Origin of the sequence: Prescottella equi (genome assembly GCF_002094305.1) — a bacterium.
Lineage (GTDB): Bacteria > Actinomycetota > Actinomycetes > Mycobacteriales > Mycobacteriaceae > Prescottella > Prescottella equi.
Genome location: NZ_LWTX01000004.1, coordinates 188921 through 205270, shown reverse-complemented (window position 1 = coordinate 205270; position 16350 = coordinate 188921). Strand labels below are relative to the sequence as shown.

Annotated in this window: 14 protein-coding genes; 7 read left to right on the top strand and 7 right to left on the bottom strand. The window is 69.4% G+C overall.

Going from position 1 to position 16350, the window contains the following annotated elements:
- Positions 1–59 precede the first annotated feature (59 nt).
- On the bottom strand, positions 60–911 hold the full coding sequence (locus tag A6I89_RS13160; protein ID WP_013416015.1) for a tRNA (adenine-N1)-methyltransferase: 852 nt from the start codon (positions 909–911) through the stop codon (positions 60–62).
- Between the two features lie 85 nt (positions 912–996).
- Between A6I89_RS13160 and A6I89_RS13155 the strand changes: the two genes are divergently transcribed.
- Both A6I89_RS13155 and A6I89_RS13150 read left to right on the top strand, forming a co-directional pair.
- Positions 997–1884 (top strand): RecB family exonuclease, encoded by an 888-nt coding sequence (locus A6I89_RS13155; protein ID WP_022595926.1) that lies wholly within the window; start codon positions 997–999, stop codon positions 1882–1884.
- On the top strand, positions 1881–2690 hold the full coding sequence (locus A6I89_RS13150; protein WP_022595924.1) for a thioesterase family protein: 810 nt from the start codon (positions 1881–1883) through the stop codon (positions 2688–2690). Before A6I89_RS13155 ends, A6I89_RS13150 begins: the two co-directional genes overlap by 4 nt.
- Positions 2691–2781: 91 nt before the next feature.
- Here the strand turns inward: A6I89_RS13150 and hisG are convergent, their stop codons facing one another.
- The 6 genes from hisG to metH form a co-directional block, all read right to left on the bottom strand.
- A complete protein-coding gene (gene hisG / locus A6I89_RS13145; protein ID WP_022595922.1) occupies positions 2782–3633 on the bottom strand; it encodes an ATP phosphoribosyltransferase in 852 nt (283 codons plus the stop codon).
- A gap of 64 nt (positions 3634–3697) precedes the next feature.
- Positions 3698–3979 carry a phosphoribosyl-ATP diphosphatase gene (locus tag A6I89_RS13140; protein ID WP_172504527.1) on the bottom strand — a complete coding sequence of 94 codons (282 nt, stop codon included), beginning with the start codon at positions 3977–3979 and terminating at the stop codon, positions 3698–3700.
- A 21-nt stretch (positions 3980–4000) separates the two neighbouring features.
- A complete protein-coding gene (locus A6I89_RS13135; RefSeq protein WP_022595919.1) occupies positions 4001–4888 on the bottom strand; it encodes a pseudouridine synthase in 888 nt (295 codons plus the stop codon).
- A 9-nt stretch (positions 4889–4897) separates the two neighbouring features.
- Positions 4898–5749: an oxygen-dependent tRNA uridine(34) hydroxylase TrhO gene (gene trhO, locus A6I89_RS13130; RefSeq protein ID WP_005513244.1), complete on the bottom strand. Its 852-nt coding sequence runs from the start codon at positions 5747–5749 to the stop codon at positions 4898–4900.
- A gap of 1 nt (position 5750) precedes the next feature.
- The gene (locus tag A6I89_RS13125; protein ID WP_022595917.1) at positions 5751–6446 is read right to left on the bottom strand and encodes an HAD family hydrolase; all 696 of its coding nucleotides are present in this window, start codon (positions 6444–6446) and stop codon (positions 5751–5753) included.
- Positions 6439–10008 (bottom strand): methionine synthase, encoded by a 3570-nt coding sequence (gene metH / locus A6I89_RS13120; RefSeq protein ID WP_022595915.1) that lies wholly within the window; start codon positions 10006–10008, stop codon positions 6439–6441. The genes A6I89_RS13125 and metH overlap by 8 nt, the downstream gene beginning before the upstream one ends.
- Positions 10009–10059: 51 nt before the next feature.
- Between metH and A6I89_RS13115 the strand changes: the two genes are divergently transcribed.
- The 5 genes from A6I89_RS13115 to A6I89_RS13095 all read left to right on the top strand — a co-directional run bounded on the left by A6I89_RS13115 (position 10060) and on the right by A6I89_RS13095 (position 16335).
- Positions 10060–10968, top strand: coding sequence for a PAC2 family protein (locus A6I89_RS13115; protein ID WP_005513249.1), 909 nt, complete (start codon positions 10060–10062; stop codon positions 10966–10968).
- Complete coding sequence (locus A6I89_RS13110) at positions 10965–12116, top strand: MFS transporter (protein ID WP_022595913.1); 1152 nt, start codon at positions 10965–10967, stop codon at positions 12114–12116. Before A6I89_RS13115 ends, A6I89_RS13110 begins: the two co-directional genes overlap by 4 nt.
- A 175-nt stretch (positions 12117–12291) precedes the next feature.
- On the top strand, positions 12292–13362 hold the full coding sequence (locus A6I89_RS13105) for a hypothetical protein (RefSeq protein WP_005513251.1): 1071 nt from the start codon (positions 12292–12294) through the stop codon (positions 13360–13362).
- Between the two features lie 115 nt (positions 13363–13477).
- A complete protein-coding gene (locus tag A6I89_RS13100; RefSeq protein WP_164490701.1) occupies positions 13478–14926 on the top strand; it encodes a TIGR02677 family protein in 1449 nt (482 codons plus the stop codon).
- On the top strand, positions 14923–16335 hold the full coding sequence (locus A6I89_RS13095) for a TIGR02678 family protein (protein ID WP_005513253.1): 1413 nt from the start codon (positions 14923–14925) through the stop codon (positions 16333–16335). The genes A6I89_RS13100 and A6I89_RS13095 overlap by 4 nt, the downstream gene beginning before the upstream one ends.
- The last annotated feature ends 15 nt before the right edge of the window (positions 16336–16350 follow it).

The window sequence follows — 16350 nt, the reverse complement described above, 5'->3', positions numbered from 1 at the left end:
CACACCGGAGGGCCTGTCCGCGAACCGCGTGACAGGCCCTCCGTCGTCGTCCGGGGTGTTCAGCCCTTGCTGGGTCGGCGCTGTGGCTTGGGGGTCACGGTGCCCTCGGCGAGCCGACGGGCCGTGACCAGGAACGCGGTGTGCCCCTGCATCCGGTGTTCCGGGCGGACCGCGAGCCCCACGACGTGCCACCCACGCACCATCGACTCCCACGACCGCGGTTCGGTCCAGCACTCCTGCTCGCGCATCGCCTCGACCACCTTCGACAGCTGCGTCGTGGTGGCCACGTAGACGACCAGGACACCGCCGGGGACCAGCGCCTTCGACACGGCCGGCAGCACGTCCCACGGCGCCAGCATGTCCAACACGACGCGGTCGACCTTGCCGTCGACGTCGGCCTCGTACTCGGCGAGGTCGGCGATCGTCAGATCCCAGTTCTCGGGGCGTCCGCCGAAGAACGTCTCGACGTTGCGGACGGCGTGCTCGGCGTGATCCTCACGCACCTCGTACGACGTCACCCGCCCCGTGGGTCCTACGGCGCGCAGCAACGAGCAGGTCAGCGCACCGGAACCCGCCCCCGCCTCGAGGACCCGGGCGCCGGGGAAGATGTCGCCCTCGTGCACGATCTGCGCCGCGTCCTTGGGATAGATCACCTGCGCGCCCCGAGGCATCGAGAGCACGTAGTCGGTGAGCAACGGCCGCAACGCCAGGTACGGGGTGCCGTTGGTCGAGGTGACGACGGTGCCCTCGTCCGTGCCGATCAGCGCGTCGTGCAGGATCCCACCACGATGCGTGTGGAACTCCTTGCCGGGTTCCAGGACCACCGTGTACTTGCGCCCCTTGGCATCGGTGAGTTGGACGCGATCACCGACCTGAAACGGTCCGCTACGTCCCAGTCCGCCTGATGCCATCTCGTGCCCACTCCTGTCGTCGACCGTGCCCGACACCGTGTCGGACCCAGCGCATAGCCTGCCAGGTGTGACCACGAGCGTTCCGATGCACCCTGCCCCCGCTACCGACGGCGCCGGGCGGGCGGACGAGTCGGGACGCCCGCGGCGACTCGCGCTCTCACCCTCGCGGGCGGGCGATTTCAAGCAATGTCCACTGCTGTACCGCTTCCGGGCCATCGATCGGCTTCCCGAGACACCGTCGAAGGCACAGGTGAAGGGCACCGTCGTGCATGCCGCGCTCGAGGCCCTGTTCGCGTTGCCTGCCGGTGAACGCGTGGCCGACCGGGCAAAGGAACTCGTCGAGCCTGCCTGGGATCGGGTACTCGCCGACTCCCCCGAACTCGCCGAACTCATCGGGCCCGCGGACCGAGGGCAGTTCCTGACCGACGCGCGGCGGCTGATCGCGAACTACTACCGGCTGGAGGATCCGACGCGCTTCGATCCGGAGGCGTGCGAACTCCGGGTCGAGACCGAGCTCGACGACGGAGTCCTGCTGCGCGGATTCGTCGACCGCGTCGATGTGTCCCCCACCGGCCTGGTCCGCGTCGTCGACTACAAGACGGGGCGGGCGCCGTGGGAGCTGAGCGAGTCCAAGGCCCTGTTCCAGATGAAGTTCTACGCCCTGGTGCTGCTGCGGACGCGGGGCGTCGTCCCGGCCCGGCTGCAACTGTTGTATCTCGGCGACGGGCAGACCCTCACCTACGACCCCGTCGAGGACGAGCTGCTGCGATTCGAGCGGACGCTGTCGGCGATCTGGCAGGCGATCTCCGAAGCGGGCACCACGGGGGACTTCCGCCCCAATCCGGGCCGATTGTGTGACTGGTGCGACCATAGGTCTCGTTGCCCGGCCTTCGGTGGAACACCGCCCCCGTATCCGGGTTGGCCGGACGTCCCTTCGGAGGGGAGTTCGGAGTTCGAGGAGATAGTCGATTGAGCGATCTGGCCTACTACGTACCGCTCGAGAGCGTGGAGGACGGCGTCGAGAGGTTCGCGTCCACACCTCTGACCGCGAGCACCTGGGCCGACACAATGCAGCACGGGGCTCCGCCGTCGGCGTTGCTGGTCCGCGCGCTCGAGCGTTGCGACGCCCGGCCGGACACCCGCCTCACCCGTGTGGTCGTCGAGATCCTCGGCCCGGTGCCGATCAGCGACATCGAGGTGCGCTCGTGGGTCGAGCGGCCGGGCAGGCGGGTCGAGTTGGTGGTCGCCGAGCTGTGGGCTGCCGGGCCCGACGGTACGGCCCGCGCGGTCGCCCGCGGCACCGGGTGGCGGATGGAGACCGTCGACACCGCTGCGGTGGCGCACACGGCCGACGCCCCGTTGCGTCCGGTGTCCGAGGGCCACGAGCTCCCCATGGACGGGCCGTTCTGGGGTTCGGGGTTCGTCACGAGCCTGGACTGGCGCTGGTTGAAGGAGATCGGCTGCGAGGGTCCCGGCCAGGTGTGGGCACGCCCCAATCCCGTTCTCGTCGAGGGTGAGTCGCTGAGCCCGATCCAACGACTCTTCTCGGTGGTCGACGTCTCCAACGGCGTCGGCGCCAAGATCCATCCGAGTGAGTGGACCTTCCTCAACACCGATCTGACGGTGCACCTGTTCCGGGTGCCGGACGGCGAGTGGATCGGGCTGTCGTCCGAGACGTCGTACGGCCCGGACGGGGTCGGCATGTGCGCCGGGGTCGTCTACGACGAGACGGGGGCCGTCGGCCGGATCAACCAGACGGTCCAGCTCCGGGCCCGCTAGCGGCTTCACCCGCCCCGCCGGCTTCGAACACGTCGACGGCGGTGACTCCCCAAGGGGAATCACCGCCGTCGACGTGTTCGAGAGTGCCGTGTCAGAAGGCGCGGCAGGACCGGATGTCGGAGGCGAGGATAGCCTTTGCCCCGAGATCGGCCAGCCGGTCCATGACTGCGTTGTGTCCCTTGCGCCGCACCATGGCCCGCACCGCAACCCAGTTCTCGTCCGCGAGCGGCGAGAGGGTCGGCGACTCGAGCCCCGGCGTGACCTTGACGGCCTCGTCGAGCGCCGTCTTGGGGCAGTCGTAGTCGAGCATCAGGTACTGCTGCGCGAACACGACGCCCTGCACGCGGGCGATCAGCTGGTTGCGAGCCTTGTCGGTGCGGTCCGAACCCTGACGCTCGATCAGCACGCCCTCGGAGTCGCACAGCGACTCGCCGAAGGCGACGAGGTTGTGCTGACGCAGCGTCCGCCCGGAGCCGACGACGTCGGCGATGGCATCGGCGACGCCGAGCTGGATCGAGATCTCCACGGCGCCGTCGAGACGGATGACGGTGGCCTCGAGGCCACGGGCGGCCAGGTCGGTGCGCACGAGGTTCGGGTACGACGTGGCGATGCGCAGACCGGCGAGGTCCTCGACGCTCCAGTCCTTGCCCGCCGGTGCGGCGTACCGGAACGTGGAGCCACCGAAACCGAGTGCGAGACGCTCGTCCACGGGCGCACCGGAGTCGCGTGCCAGGTCGCGGCCGGTGATGCCGAGATCCAGCTCGCCGGAACCGACGTAGATCGCAATGTCCTTGGGCCGCAGGAAGAAGAACTCGACGTTGTTGGTGGGATCGAGGACGGTCAGGTCACGAGAATCGGTACGGCGACGGTAGCCGGCCTCGGTCAGGATCTGGCTCGCGGACTCGGAGAGCGATCCCTTGTTGGGTACTGCGACGCGCAGCATGTGGGGTGGTCCTTCCGGGGATGGGTATCAGGAACCCAGGGGTGTCAGTGGCTCGGTGCGGCGATCACAGATGTCGGTACACGTCTTCGAGCTTGAGTCCCTTACCCACCATCAGAACCTGGACCCAGTAGAGCAGCTGAGAGATTTCCTCGGCGAGTGCCTCGTCGGTCTCGTGTTCGGCGGCGATCCAGACCTCGCCGGCCTCCTCGAGCACCTTCTTGCCCTGCGCATGGACACCTGCGTCCAGCGCGGCAACGGTGCCGGATCCCTCGGGGCGGGAGGCGGCGCGCTCGGTCAGCTCGGCGAACAGGGATTCGAAGGTCTTCACGGGTATCGATTGTCTCACGAGGCGACGAGCCGCCCGCACTCAGTACTCCAGGACCCGCCGGCTCTCGAACCGCCTGCTCTCGCCGGTGACCGGATCGTCGAATTCGAGGCTCCGCGCGAGAAGCCGCAGCGGGTCGGTGAAGTCGTCGCGATCGCGGCGTCGGAACTGCGGATAGAAGTTGTCGCCCACGATCGGCGCGCCGATCGCGTTCAGGTGCAGCCTCAACTGGTGGGTGCGGCCGGTCCTCGGGTGCAGCCGGTACCGCGCGAGGTCGCCGCGGCGCTCGACCAGCTCGATCAGCGTCTCCGAATTCGGTTCTCCCGCTTCCTCGTACGCGGTGAGTTCGCCGTGCACCTTCACGATCCGGCTGCGCACGGTGCGTGGGAAATCGATGTCGCCGGGGTACGGCGCGATCGCCTCGTACACCTTGCGCACGCGTCGGCGCTCGAACATCTCCTGGTACGGGCGGCGCAGGCGGGGATCGGCAGTGCACAGCAGCACCCCCGCCGTCATCCGGTCCAGGCGGTGCACCGGGACCAGGTCCGGTAGGCCCAGGTCGCGCCGCAGACGCACGACGACCGTCTCCCGGATGTGTGCGCCGCGCGGAATCGTCGACAGGAAATGCGGCTTGTCGACGACGACCAGGCCGCCTACGTGATGCAGGACGTCGATGTCGAACGGCACCGGCACCTCCGGTGCCGGCTCCCGGTAGAAGTACACGAACCGGGTGGGCTGGTAGCCGGTCCCGTGGTCGACGACCCGCCCGTGTTCGTCGACCACCTCGCGGGCCGCGATCCGTCCCGCCCAGTCCTCATCGGGATGATGCGTGGTCAGGAACTCGACGATCGTCCGCGCGACCGCAGCCGCGGGCATGCGGATCCGGTCCGGACCGAGACCGTCCCGCACCGGCAGTGGGGCGCGTGCCATCGCCGTCGGTCAGGCGTCGGGCACGCAGGACTCGCACACGAGCACGAGCTCGCGGCCGCCCGTGTCCGGGTAGTTGCGGTACCGCGACGTCGGCTCCTGACACAGGGTGCAGGTGCCGAGGGTGACGGCGTTGCCGGAGAACTGCAGGTTCATCCGCTTGTCGAACACGTACAGCGAACCGTCCCACAAGCCCTCGTCGCCGTAGGCCTCGCCGTACCGGACGATGCCCCCGTCGATCTGGTAGACCTCCTCGAACCCGCGATTGCGCATCAGCGCGGACAACACCTCGCACCGGACACCCCCGGTGCAGTAGGTGACGACCGGCTTGGTCTTGAGGTGGTCGTAGCGACCGCTGTCGAGCTCGGACAGGAAGTCTCGCGTGGTCGCGACGTCCGGGACCACGGCGTTGCGGAATCGCCCGATCTCGGCCTCGAACTTGTTGCGCCCGTCGAAGAACACGACGTCGTCGCCACGCTGTTCGACGAGCTCGTGGAGTTCGTCGGGCGACAGGTGGACCCCGCCGCCGACCACCCCGTCCGCGTCGACCTTCAGCTCGTCGGGGGCACCGAAGGTGACGATCTCGGGGCGGACCTTCACCGACAGCCGAGGGAAGTCGTCGCCGGTGCCGTCGGACCACTTGATGTCGGCGTCCTTGAACGGTGCGTACGAGCGCGTTCCCCGCACGTACCGCTTGACGTCGGCGATGTCGCCGCCGACAGTCGCGTTGATGCCGTGCTCGGAGATGAGGATCCGGCCGGTCAGGTTGTTCGACGCGGCGAGGGTCTGCTGCCACAGCCGGATCGCCTCGGGGTCGGCGAGTGGCGTGAACCGGTAGAACAGAACGATCTTCGGGGTCGCCATGTCAGGCGGCCTCCTGCCGATGCAGCGCGAACAGATCCGGCACCGTGAGACCCTCGAGCGTCGTGCGGAAGATCCGACGCGGCGACTCGGGGACCGTCGTGATGGACGGAACCACCAGTACCGTGCAGCCCGCCGCCTCCGCCGCGGCGGCGCCGGTGGGCGAATCCTCCACCGCGAGGCACTCGGCGGGCTCGACACCGAGCAGTTCGGCCGCCCGCAGGTACGGCGCGGGATCCGGCTTACCCTCCGGCACCTCGTCGCCGCACACCGAGTGGTCGAAATGCTCGCGCCCGAGTGTGTCGAGCGCGAACTCGCACAGTTCCCGGTCGGTGTTGGTCACGAGCGCCGATCCGAGTCCCGCCGTGCGAACGGTGCGCAACGCCTGCTGTGCGCCCGGCCGCCACGGCAGTCCGGCCTCGAACAGCTTCCCCATCCTCGTGTACAGCCAACTCTTCGCGTCGGCCAGCGCGTCCGGATGCGGATCGAGGTCGAGCGCCGCGAACACCATGATCAGCGCGTTGTAGCTGGATGCCCCGATGGTCGCCTGGCGGGTCTCCTCCGACATCGGGCCCCCGAGGTGCAGCGACAGCTCGCGGACCCCGATGTCCCACAGGTTCTCCGACTCGAGCAGCGTGCCGTCCATGTCCCACAGGACGGCCCGCAGCGTGCCGGCCTCCGCCGACGTTCGATCAAACATTGAAGTACTTGGCCTCCGGGTGATGCAGGACGAATGCGTCGGTCGACTGCTCGGGATGCAGCTGGACCTCCTCCGACAGCTCGACGCCGATCCGCTCCGGCTCGAGCAGCGCGACGAGCTTGCGCCGATCCTCGAGGTCCGGGCAGGCGCCGTAGCCGAAGGAGTAACGCGCGCCCCGATATTCGAGCTTGAAGAAGTCCTCGACATCCGAGGGGTCCTGCTCGGCGAGGTTGTGACCGCCGGGCAGCACCAGTTCCTCGCGGACCCGGCGGTGCCAGTACTCGGCCAGCGCCTCGGTGAGCTGGACGCCGATGCCGTGCACCTCGAGGTAGTCGCGGTAGGAATTCGCGGCGAACAACTCGTTCGCGAAGTCCGCGATGGGCTGGCCCATCGTCACGAGGTTCATGGGCAGCACGTCGACCTGCCCGTCCTTGCGGGCGTCGTCACGGGAGCGCACGAAGTCCGCGATGCACAGGAACCGATCGCGCTGCTGACGCGGGAACGTGAACCGGAACCGCTCGGGCGCATCGGGGTCCGGTGACTCGAGGACGATCACGTCGTCGCCCTCGGAGACGGCCGGGAAGTATCCGTAGACGACGGCGGCATGCTGGAGCACACCCTCCGTGCTCAGCCGGTCCAGCCAGTACCGCAGGCGCGGACGCCCCTCGGTCTCGACCAGTTCCTCGTACGTCGGGCCGTCGCCGGCCCGCTGACCGCGCAGACCCCACTGCCCCAGGAACAACGCACGCTCGTCGAGCAGACCCGAATACTCGGCCAGTGCGATGCCCTTCACGATGCGGGTACCCCAGAACGGCGGACTCGGCACGACGATGTCGACGGCGACGTCGGACCGCTCCGGAACCTCGACGGGCGCAGACTCGGCCTTGCGCTTCTCCGCGATCCGCTTGGAGCGCTCATGCCTGGCCTTGCGCTCGGCCGCCTTCTCTGCGGCCGCGATCGCCTCCGGGCTGTCCGGTGCCGGCCCCTCGCCGCGCTTGACGGCCATGATCGTGTCCATCAGATGCAGGCCCTCGAACGCGTCCCGCGCGTAGGAAACCTCGCCCTGGTAGACGTCGGACAGATCGTTCTCGACGTACGAGCGGGTGAGCGCCGCACCGCCGAGCAGGACCGGGAACTGCTCCGCGACACCCTTCGCGTTGAGTTCCTCGAGGTTCTCCTTCATCACGACCGTCGACTTCACGAGCAGACCCGACATGCCTATGACGTCGGCCTTCTTGTCGAGAGCGACGTCGAGGATGGTCGCGATCGGCTGCTTGATGCCGATGTTGACGACCTCGTACCCGTTGTTGGAGAGGATGATGTCGACGAGGTTCTTACCGATGTCGTGCACGTCGCCCTTGACGGTGGCGAGCACGATCCGGCCCTTGCCCTCGTCGCCGGTCGACTCCATGTGCGGCTCGAGGTACGCGACCGCGGCCTTCATGACCTCGGCCGACTGCAACACGAACGGCAACTGCATCTGGCCGGAGCCGAAGAGCTCGCCGACGGTCTTCATGCCCGAGAGCAGGGTCTCGTTGATGATCTCGAGCGGCGGACGCTCGACCATCGCGGCATCGAGGTCGGCCTCGAGCCCGTTCCGCTCGCCGTCGACGATGCGCCGCTCGAGCCGCTCGAACAGCGGCAGCGCCGCCAACTCCTCGGCCCGTGACTCGCGCGCGGAGGCCGCCGAGACGCCCTCGAACAACTCCATGAGCTTCTGCAGCGGGTCGTACCCCTCGCGGCGACGGTCGTAGACCAGGTCGAGCGCGGTCTCGCGCTGCTCGTCGGGGATGCGCGCCATCGGCAGGATCTTCGACGCGTGCACGATCGCCGTGTCGAGGCCGGCTTCCGTGCACTCGTGCAGGAACACCGAGTTCAGCACCTGGCGCGCTGCGGGATTGAGACCGAACGAGATGTTCGAGATACCGAGCGTGAAGTGCACGTCCGGGTAGCGGCGTTTGATCTCGCGGATCGCCTCGATGGTCTCGATGCCGTCGCGGCGGACCTCCTCCTGACCCGTCGAGATCGGGAACGTCAACGCGTCGATGATGATGTCCGACTGCGACAGGCCCCACGTGGTGGTGATGTCCTGGATCAACCGCTCGGCGATCCGGACCTTGTGCTCGGCGGTGCGGGCCTGGCCCTCCTCGTCGATCGTGAGCGCCACGACCGCTGCGCCATGCTCCTTGACCAGCTTCATGATTCGCTGGTAGCGCGAGTTCGGGCCGTCGCCGTCCTCGTAGTTCACCGAGTTGACGGCGCAGCGGCCGCCGAGATGCTCGAGCCCTGCGCGGAGCACCTCGGGCTCGGTGGAGTCGAGCATGATCGGCAGCGTCGACGCGGTCGCGAATCGGCTTGCGAGCGCAGCCATGTCGGCGGCGCCGTCACGACCGACGTAGTCGACGTTGAGGTCGAGCATGTGCGCGCCGTCGCGGGTCTGGTCCTTCGCGATGTCGATGCACTTCTGGTAGTCCTCGGCGATCATGGCCTCGCGGAACGCCTTGGAGCCGTTGGAGTTCGTCCGCTCACCGATCATCAGGATCGAGGCGTCCTGATCGAACGGCACCGCCTGGTACAGCGACGACGTCCCGTCCTCGGGCTCCGGCGTGCGCTTCGCCTGCTCGACCCGGCGGACGGCGTCGGCGACCTGACGGATGTGCTCGGGGGTGGTGCCGCAGCAGCCACCGACGAACGACAGACCGAACTCGCTCACGAAGCCCGACAGCGCGACCGCGAGTTCCTCGGCCGACAGCGGGTACTCGGCCCCGTTCGGACCCAGCTGCGGCAGACCGGCGTTCGGCATCACGGACACCGGCAGCTTCGAGTGCCGCGACAGGTGCCGCAGGTGCTCGCTCATCTCGTCCGGGCCGGTGGCGCAGTTGAGGCCGATCATGTCGATGCCGAGCGGCTCGAGCGCCGTGAGCGCGGCGCCGATCTCGCTGCCGAGCAGCATCGTGCCGGTCGTCTCGACCGTGACGTGGGTGATGATCGGCAGGCGGCGCCCCAGCTTCTCCATCGCGTGCTGGCTGCCGATGATCGCGGCCTTCACCTGGAGCAGGTCCTGGCAGGTCTCGACGAGGATCGCGTCGGCGCCCCCCTCGATCATGCCGAGCGCAGACTCGGTGTAGGCGTCACGCAGGACCGCGAACGGGGCGTGGCCGAGGGTGGGCAGCTTGGTGCCCGGACCCATCGAGCCGAGCACGAACCGGCCCATGCCGTCGCGGCCTGGACCCATCTCGTCCGCGACCTCGCGGGCGATCCGGGTACCGCGCTCGGACAGGTCCCGGATGCGGTGCGCGATGTCGTAGTCGGCGAGGTTCGGGAGGTTGCAACCGAAAGTGTTGGTTTCGACCGCGTCGGCGCCGGCCTCGAAGTACGCGCGGTGGATGTCGCGCAGCACGTCGGGACGGGTCTCGTTGAGAATCTCGTTGCAGCCTTCGAGCCCGAGGAAGTCGTCGAGAGTCAGATCCGCGGCCTGCAACATCGTGCCCATGGCGCCGTCGCCGATGACAACGCGCTGCTTCAGCGCATCGAGCAGGGCAGAGTGGAATGGTGCAGACATGCCGTCCACAGTAGTGGGCGGCTCGTCGGCCCCTGGTCGTAGGCTGGGTGGGTGAGTTCACCCGAGTTCCCCGACACCTCCGCTGCGGACGAAACCGACGCGGACGTGCCACCCCTGCGCGATCCCGTGCTGATCGCCGCTTTCGAAGGCTGGAACGATGCCGGCGACGCCGCCAGCGGTGCCGTCGAGCACCTCGAGTTGACGTGGGACGCCAAGCCGCTCGCCGAGCTGGACTCCGAGGACTACTACGACTACCAGGTCAACCGGCCCATCATCCGGCAGGTCGACGGCGTCACCCGCGAGATCGTCTGGCCCACCACCCAGTTGTCCCTGTGCACCCCTCCGGGCAGCGACCGCGACGTGCTGCTGCTGCGCGGTATCGAGCCGAACATGCGCTGGCGCAGCTATTGCGACGAGCTGCTCGAGTTCGTCGAGGAGCTCGGCGTGCACACGGTGGTGATCCTGGGCGCGCTCCTGGCGGACACCCCGCACAGCCGACCGGTGCCCGTGACCGGCACGGCGCACAGCATCGAGGCCGCCGAGCAGTTCAGCCTCGAGAAGTCCCGCTACGAGGGCCCGACCGGAATCGCCGGCGTGCTGCAGGACGCGTGCGTCAAGGCGGGCGTTCCTGCCGTCTCGTTCTGGGCCGCGGTCCCCCACTACGTGTCGCAGCCGCCCAATCCCAAGGCGACCGTCGCGCTGCTCCAGCGCGTCGAGGAGGTCCTCGACATCGAGGTTCCGCTCGGTGATCTGCCCAACCAGGCAGAGGACTGGGAGGAGTCGGTGTCGGAGATGACCCGCGACGACGAGGAGATCGCCGAGTACGTGCGCTCGCTCGAGGAACGCGGCGACGCCGAGACCGACATCTCCGACGCGATCTCCAAGATCGACGGGGACGCGCTGGCGGCCGAGTTCGAGCGCTATCTGCGTCGCCGCGGACCGGGGCGTTTCGGGGCGTGACGGCGGACGGCGCCGCCGGTCCGCGTGCGACGCTGCAACGCTCGGCGCTGTACGCCGGCGGATTCCTGGGTCCGTTCGGCGGCGGTGTCGTCACGTCGATGCTCCCCGAGATCGGCGACGGACTCGGGACCGACGCCGCTGCGGCGGCGTCCTCGCTCACCGCCTATCTGCTTCCGTTCGCGCTCGTCATGCTCGTCTCGGGCACGCTCGGCGCACGCTGGGGTCGGATGCGGACCGTGCGGGTGGCGTACGGGGTGTACCTCGCGGCGTCGCTGGCCTGTTTCGCGGCCCCGACACTCGAACTGTTCCTCGGTGCCCGCGTTCTCCAGGGCTGCGCGAACGCGTTCACCACTCCCCTGCTGCTGGCGACGCTCGCCGCGATGACGCCGCAACACGAGCTCGGCCGCGCCCTCGGCGCGTTCGGCGCGCTGCAGGCGGCCGGGCAGACCAGCGCCCCACTGATCGGCGGCCTGGCCGCCGAAGCCGACTGGCGTCTGGCATTCCTCGCGATCGCCCTCGTCGCCGCGCTGCTCGGCGCGGTGGGCCTGCCCGACGCCGCACGCACCATTCCGGCCGACACCGGAGCCCGGCTGCGCGACGCGTTGCGGCCGGACGTGCTCCGAGTGGGTGTCGTCGCCCTGCTCGGGTGGGGAGCCCTCGGCGGCCTCGGCTTCCTGCTCGCCTTCCGCGCCGAGGACGTCTTCGGGATGAGCCCGGCCGCCCGCGGGCTGCTGCTGACCGGCTTCGGCGTCGCAGGCATCCTCACCGCGCGCCCGGTCGGCACCCTGATCGACCGGATCGGCGCCCGCAGGACGGTCATGCTGGGCGCCGTCGCCGGCGCCACGCTCGTGGCCGTGGCGGGAACCGTCGGCTACGTCGCAGTCGCGGCGATCGCCTGGTTCGTTGCCGGGGTCGCGTCGCAGTTCCTGCTGGTCGGCGTCAATGCTGCAGTTCTGGGCGCCGAGGGCGGCAACCGCGGCGGCGCGGTGTCGGTGGTGCAGTCGTTCCGGTTCTCGGGAGCGGCACTCGCGCCGCTCACCCTCACCCCGCTGTACGCGACCCATCCGAGCGCGAGCTTCCTGGTGCCCGCGCTGCTTCTCGCGATCCTGCCGCCGCTGCTCATGCCCCGGGGCCCGCGCGCCGACTGAAGCGCCCTCGACCTCCGTAGCCGATCTCGAGACAGGCGCCCGAACGTGCGACATTCGCCGCGATGATTCGGTAATTCCTCATGTTCCGTCCCCTACCGACTTCCGAGCGACACGCCGCTCAGGTTTCGGAGTTTCTACTGGTTCCGTAGTGCACAGAGTGACTACTGTGACGAATGTGAGCATCACCGACGTTGCCCCGAATCCTCGCCCCGAGCGCAGCATCGACATCTACCGCCGCGCCGTGGCCTGGCTGGAAGGCGCACTGCCCAACGGCTGGACCGTGTCGGCGGATCGCCCCCGCTCCCCCGCCGCACCCAACCGACTTCTCGTCACCGCCCCCGACGGCGACACCGTCTCGTACGCGATCGTGACGTCCAAGGGCGTACTGAGCGGCGACATCGCCCGCATCGCGAACGAACTGTCCGACAGCGACCGCGGGTTCGTGTGCGCGCACTACCTGTCCGACCCGGTGCGCCGCCAACTCGACTCGCACGGCATCTCCTACGCCGACGCCACGGGCAACCTCACGCTCGTCGCGGACCGGCCGGCGATCTGGGTGCGGAACCGGGGTGCGGACGCGGACCCGTGGCGCGGCCCGGGTCGCCCGTCCGGCGTCCTCACCGGTGAGCCGTCCGAACGCGTCGTGCGCGCTCTCGCCGATCACGTCGGCGAAATGTCGGTGCCCGAATTGATCAAGCTCTCGGGCGCCTCGACGGGTGCCGCTTACCGCGTCGTGGAAGTGCTCTTCGAGCGCGAACTCCTCAGCCGGATGCCCCGCGGCCCCGTCACCGACGTCCGCTGGGAGCACATGCTGCGGGCGTGGGCCACCGATCGCAAGCCCTGTCGCACGCGGCGTTTCGCGTCGCCCGACGGCCTCGACGACCTGCGGTCCCGACTCGCCGCGAGCAGCGGGGACCCGGGCTACGCGGTCACCGGGATCGGTGCCACCGACTACGCCCGGCCCGACGTGCTCGAACTGTATGCCGACGACGTCGACGCCTTCGCGTCCGAGTTCGATCTGCGCCCCGTCGACGGCGGTGGCGATGTCGTGATCGCCACGCCGTGGTCGGCGGTGGTGTTCGAGCGCATGCAGATCCGCGAGGGACTGCGCTGCGTCGCCCCGTCGCACGCCTACGCGGACCTCGTCGCCGGTCCGTTCCGGCACCCCGATGCCGCCGACTACCAGCTGACGACGATGCGCGCGGACGAGTCCGGCTGGCGCCGCGAGATGCGCCGAGCGCGGTGACCGACCGGCGTGTTCGCTCGTCGGAGGGCCGACGCCCTAGGCTGTCACGGTGAGCGATTCAGGTGACCCGCGCGCGTCCGCCGCGGACGTCGACTTCGCCGTGCGCGAGGACCGGTTGCGACTGTTCTCCTTCACCACGGCGGAGAAACGCACCGACTACCTGTGGGTGATGCGGGCGTTCGACCACGCGCGTGCCAACTACGTTGTCCTGCTGCATGCCGGCGAGGTCGCCGACATTCTCGCCCGTATCGCCGACGACGATCCGTCGGGTGCTCTCACCGCCGGTGAGATCCCGCCCCTGCTCGACCAGTTGCACACGTGGGGCGTGCTCGAACGCAGCTACGACGGCAGCCGCGCCGCGACGCTCGCCGAGTACCGGAACCGGCACTTCGTGTACCAGTTCAGCCAGGCCGGCTACCTCGCGTTCCGGGCGGTCGAGGACCTGCTGGGTGCACGGCTCGAGGACGCGACGCTCTCCCGGCTCGCGCTGCCCGACCTGTTGTCCGACCTCGAGGAACTCGCGCAGGCGAACCGCTGCGGCGACGGTGATCTCATCTATCGCAAGCTCGCGCGGCTGGATTCGACGCTCACCGACATGGCGGCCCGCGCCGCCCAGTTCTATCTGATGCTGGGCGATCTGGTGCGCACGACGGAGATCACGCCGGAGGCCTTCCTCTCGCACAAGGACGCGCTGCTCAGTCACATGCGCGAGTTCAGTTCCGACCTCGCGCGGTACGCGCCGAAGCTCGGTGCCGCGATCGAGAACGTGGAGGCGACCGGCATCGAATCGCTGATCACCCGTGCCGCCGCGAGCGACGACCGGGTGTTCCTCTCCCGCGAGGAACGCGAATCCGATTGGCGGGCGCGGTGGTCGGGCCTGGCGCAGTGGTTCGTCGCGGCCGCCGGGCCGAGCGAGTCGGACAGGCTGCGCGAGGGCACGATGAGCGCGATCGCGGCAGTGCTCTCGCTGCTGCGCCGCGTCACCGAGACCAGACGCGGCGGCGTGAGCCGCGAGAGTCAGTTGCGGCACCTGGCCGGCTGGTTCGCCGCAACCCCGGACGAGGAATCGGCCCACGCGCTGTTCCAGCTCGTCTTCGACCTGGGTCGCCCTCGACACCTGTCGATGGTGCACCCGGACGCGGACATCATTCCCGAGTCCCGGTCGTGGTGGGACGCCACTCCGGTGGAGATCTCCCGCACGCTCGCCGAGACCGGCCGGGCCGCCCAGCCCGGCATGCCGTCGCGCATGCAGCGCAACGAAGGCAGCATCCGCCGCCTCCGGGAGGAACAACTCGCCGCCCAGCGGGCGCGGGCGATCGCGGCGTCGTCGCTGGCGGCTTCCGGAGCGTACGACCGGGTGCTCGACGAGCAGGAGACCGACGTCCTGCTCAGCCTGCTCAATGCCGCACTCACCGCCCGGGTGCCGGTCACCGGAACCGTTCCCAGCTCCACCGGGTCGGAGAACGGCGTCAAGCTCACACTGAGCCCGCACGGGGAATCGACCGTCGTGCACACCGCTCGCGGCAGGCTCCACCTGGACGGACTGCGGGTGAGCGTCCGATGAGGAACCGTTCCGTCTCCCCACTCGACCTCGATTCGTACCAGCGGGCCGCGCGGGTGATCCTCTCGAATCACCTTGTGACGCAGACGTATCCTGATCGCCTCGCGCTGCCGCTGTTGCGCCGGTGGGCCACCGAGCTGCGCGACGACCTGCTCGAGTTGTTCGGCTACCGACTCGAGGTCACCGAGACCACCGCGCGCCTGTTCACAGTGACGGACCGGCTCGAACCCGGCGCGCCCGCCCGCACCGGCACCGATCGCCCCTTCGACCGGCATCGCTACGCGTACCTGGCGCTCGCCCTCGCCGCGCTCGGCCGCGCCGGCAACCAGATCACCCTGTCGGAACTGGCCGATCACGTCGCATCCGAGGCCACGCAGGTCGCCGGAGTGACACTGTCCACCGATCGCGCGGCAGACCGGGACGCGTTCGTCGACGCCGTCGGCTGGCTCGCCGCGCGCGGCGCGATCGTCCTCGCCGACGGTGACGCGGGCGGATGGGCGTCGAATCCCGATGCGGGAGAGGCGCTCTACGACATCGACCGCTCGGTCGTGGTGGCGCTGTTCCGGCCGCCCCGGGCACTGCAGCACGTGACGTCGGTGCGCTCGCTGCTCACCGGTGAGCCGGCGCCCCTCGACGACGACATCACCGCCTACCGACCCACCGACGCGCGCGAGACCGCCCGGCGGATGCGGCGCGCCCTCGTCGAGCGTCCGGTCGTGTACGCCGACACCCTCACCGACGACGAGCGACTGCAGCTGGCGCTGCCGCGCACCGCCGCCGACGTCGAGGATCTCACCGGGCTCGTGGCCGAGCGCCGCGCCGAGGGCATCGCGATGATCGATCCGTCCGGTCGGATGTCCGACGTGCGGTTCCCGAGCACCGGCACCATCGCACAGGTCGCGTTGCTCCTGGCCGGCGAGATGGCCGACCGGGTCCTCGATCTCGATGCTGCCCCGCTCCCCCGGCACCCGCTGCCGACCACCGATCAGGCCGAGCTGATCGAGCGGCTGGACTCGGCGATCCCCCGATCGGGGATCTTCGAGCAGTTGGCCGACCCGTTCGAGTCGGCCGAGTCAGCGGAGTCGGCGGGATACGCCGCCGACGACCGTGACGACCCGATCGAACCCGCCCGCTACGCGCTCCTCGACGACGACTGGGTGACCGGGGCCGTCGACGAACTCGTACTCCGGTTCGGGCGCACCTTCGCCGCGCAGTGGCAGGCGGACCGCAACGGCTTGCGCCGCAACGCCGTCGCGCTCCTCGATCGGTTGCAGCTCGTCCGCAGCGTCGACGGCGGCGTACTCGTGCTGCCGCCGATCGCCCGGTTCCGTGGCGTCGTCGTCAACATCCGCGACCGGAGCGCCCAGTCCGAGTTGTTCCACGAACCGGTCTCCGCCGAGAAGCACTCCTAGAGAAGTAGAGGCATT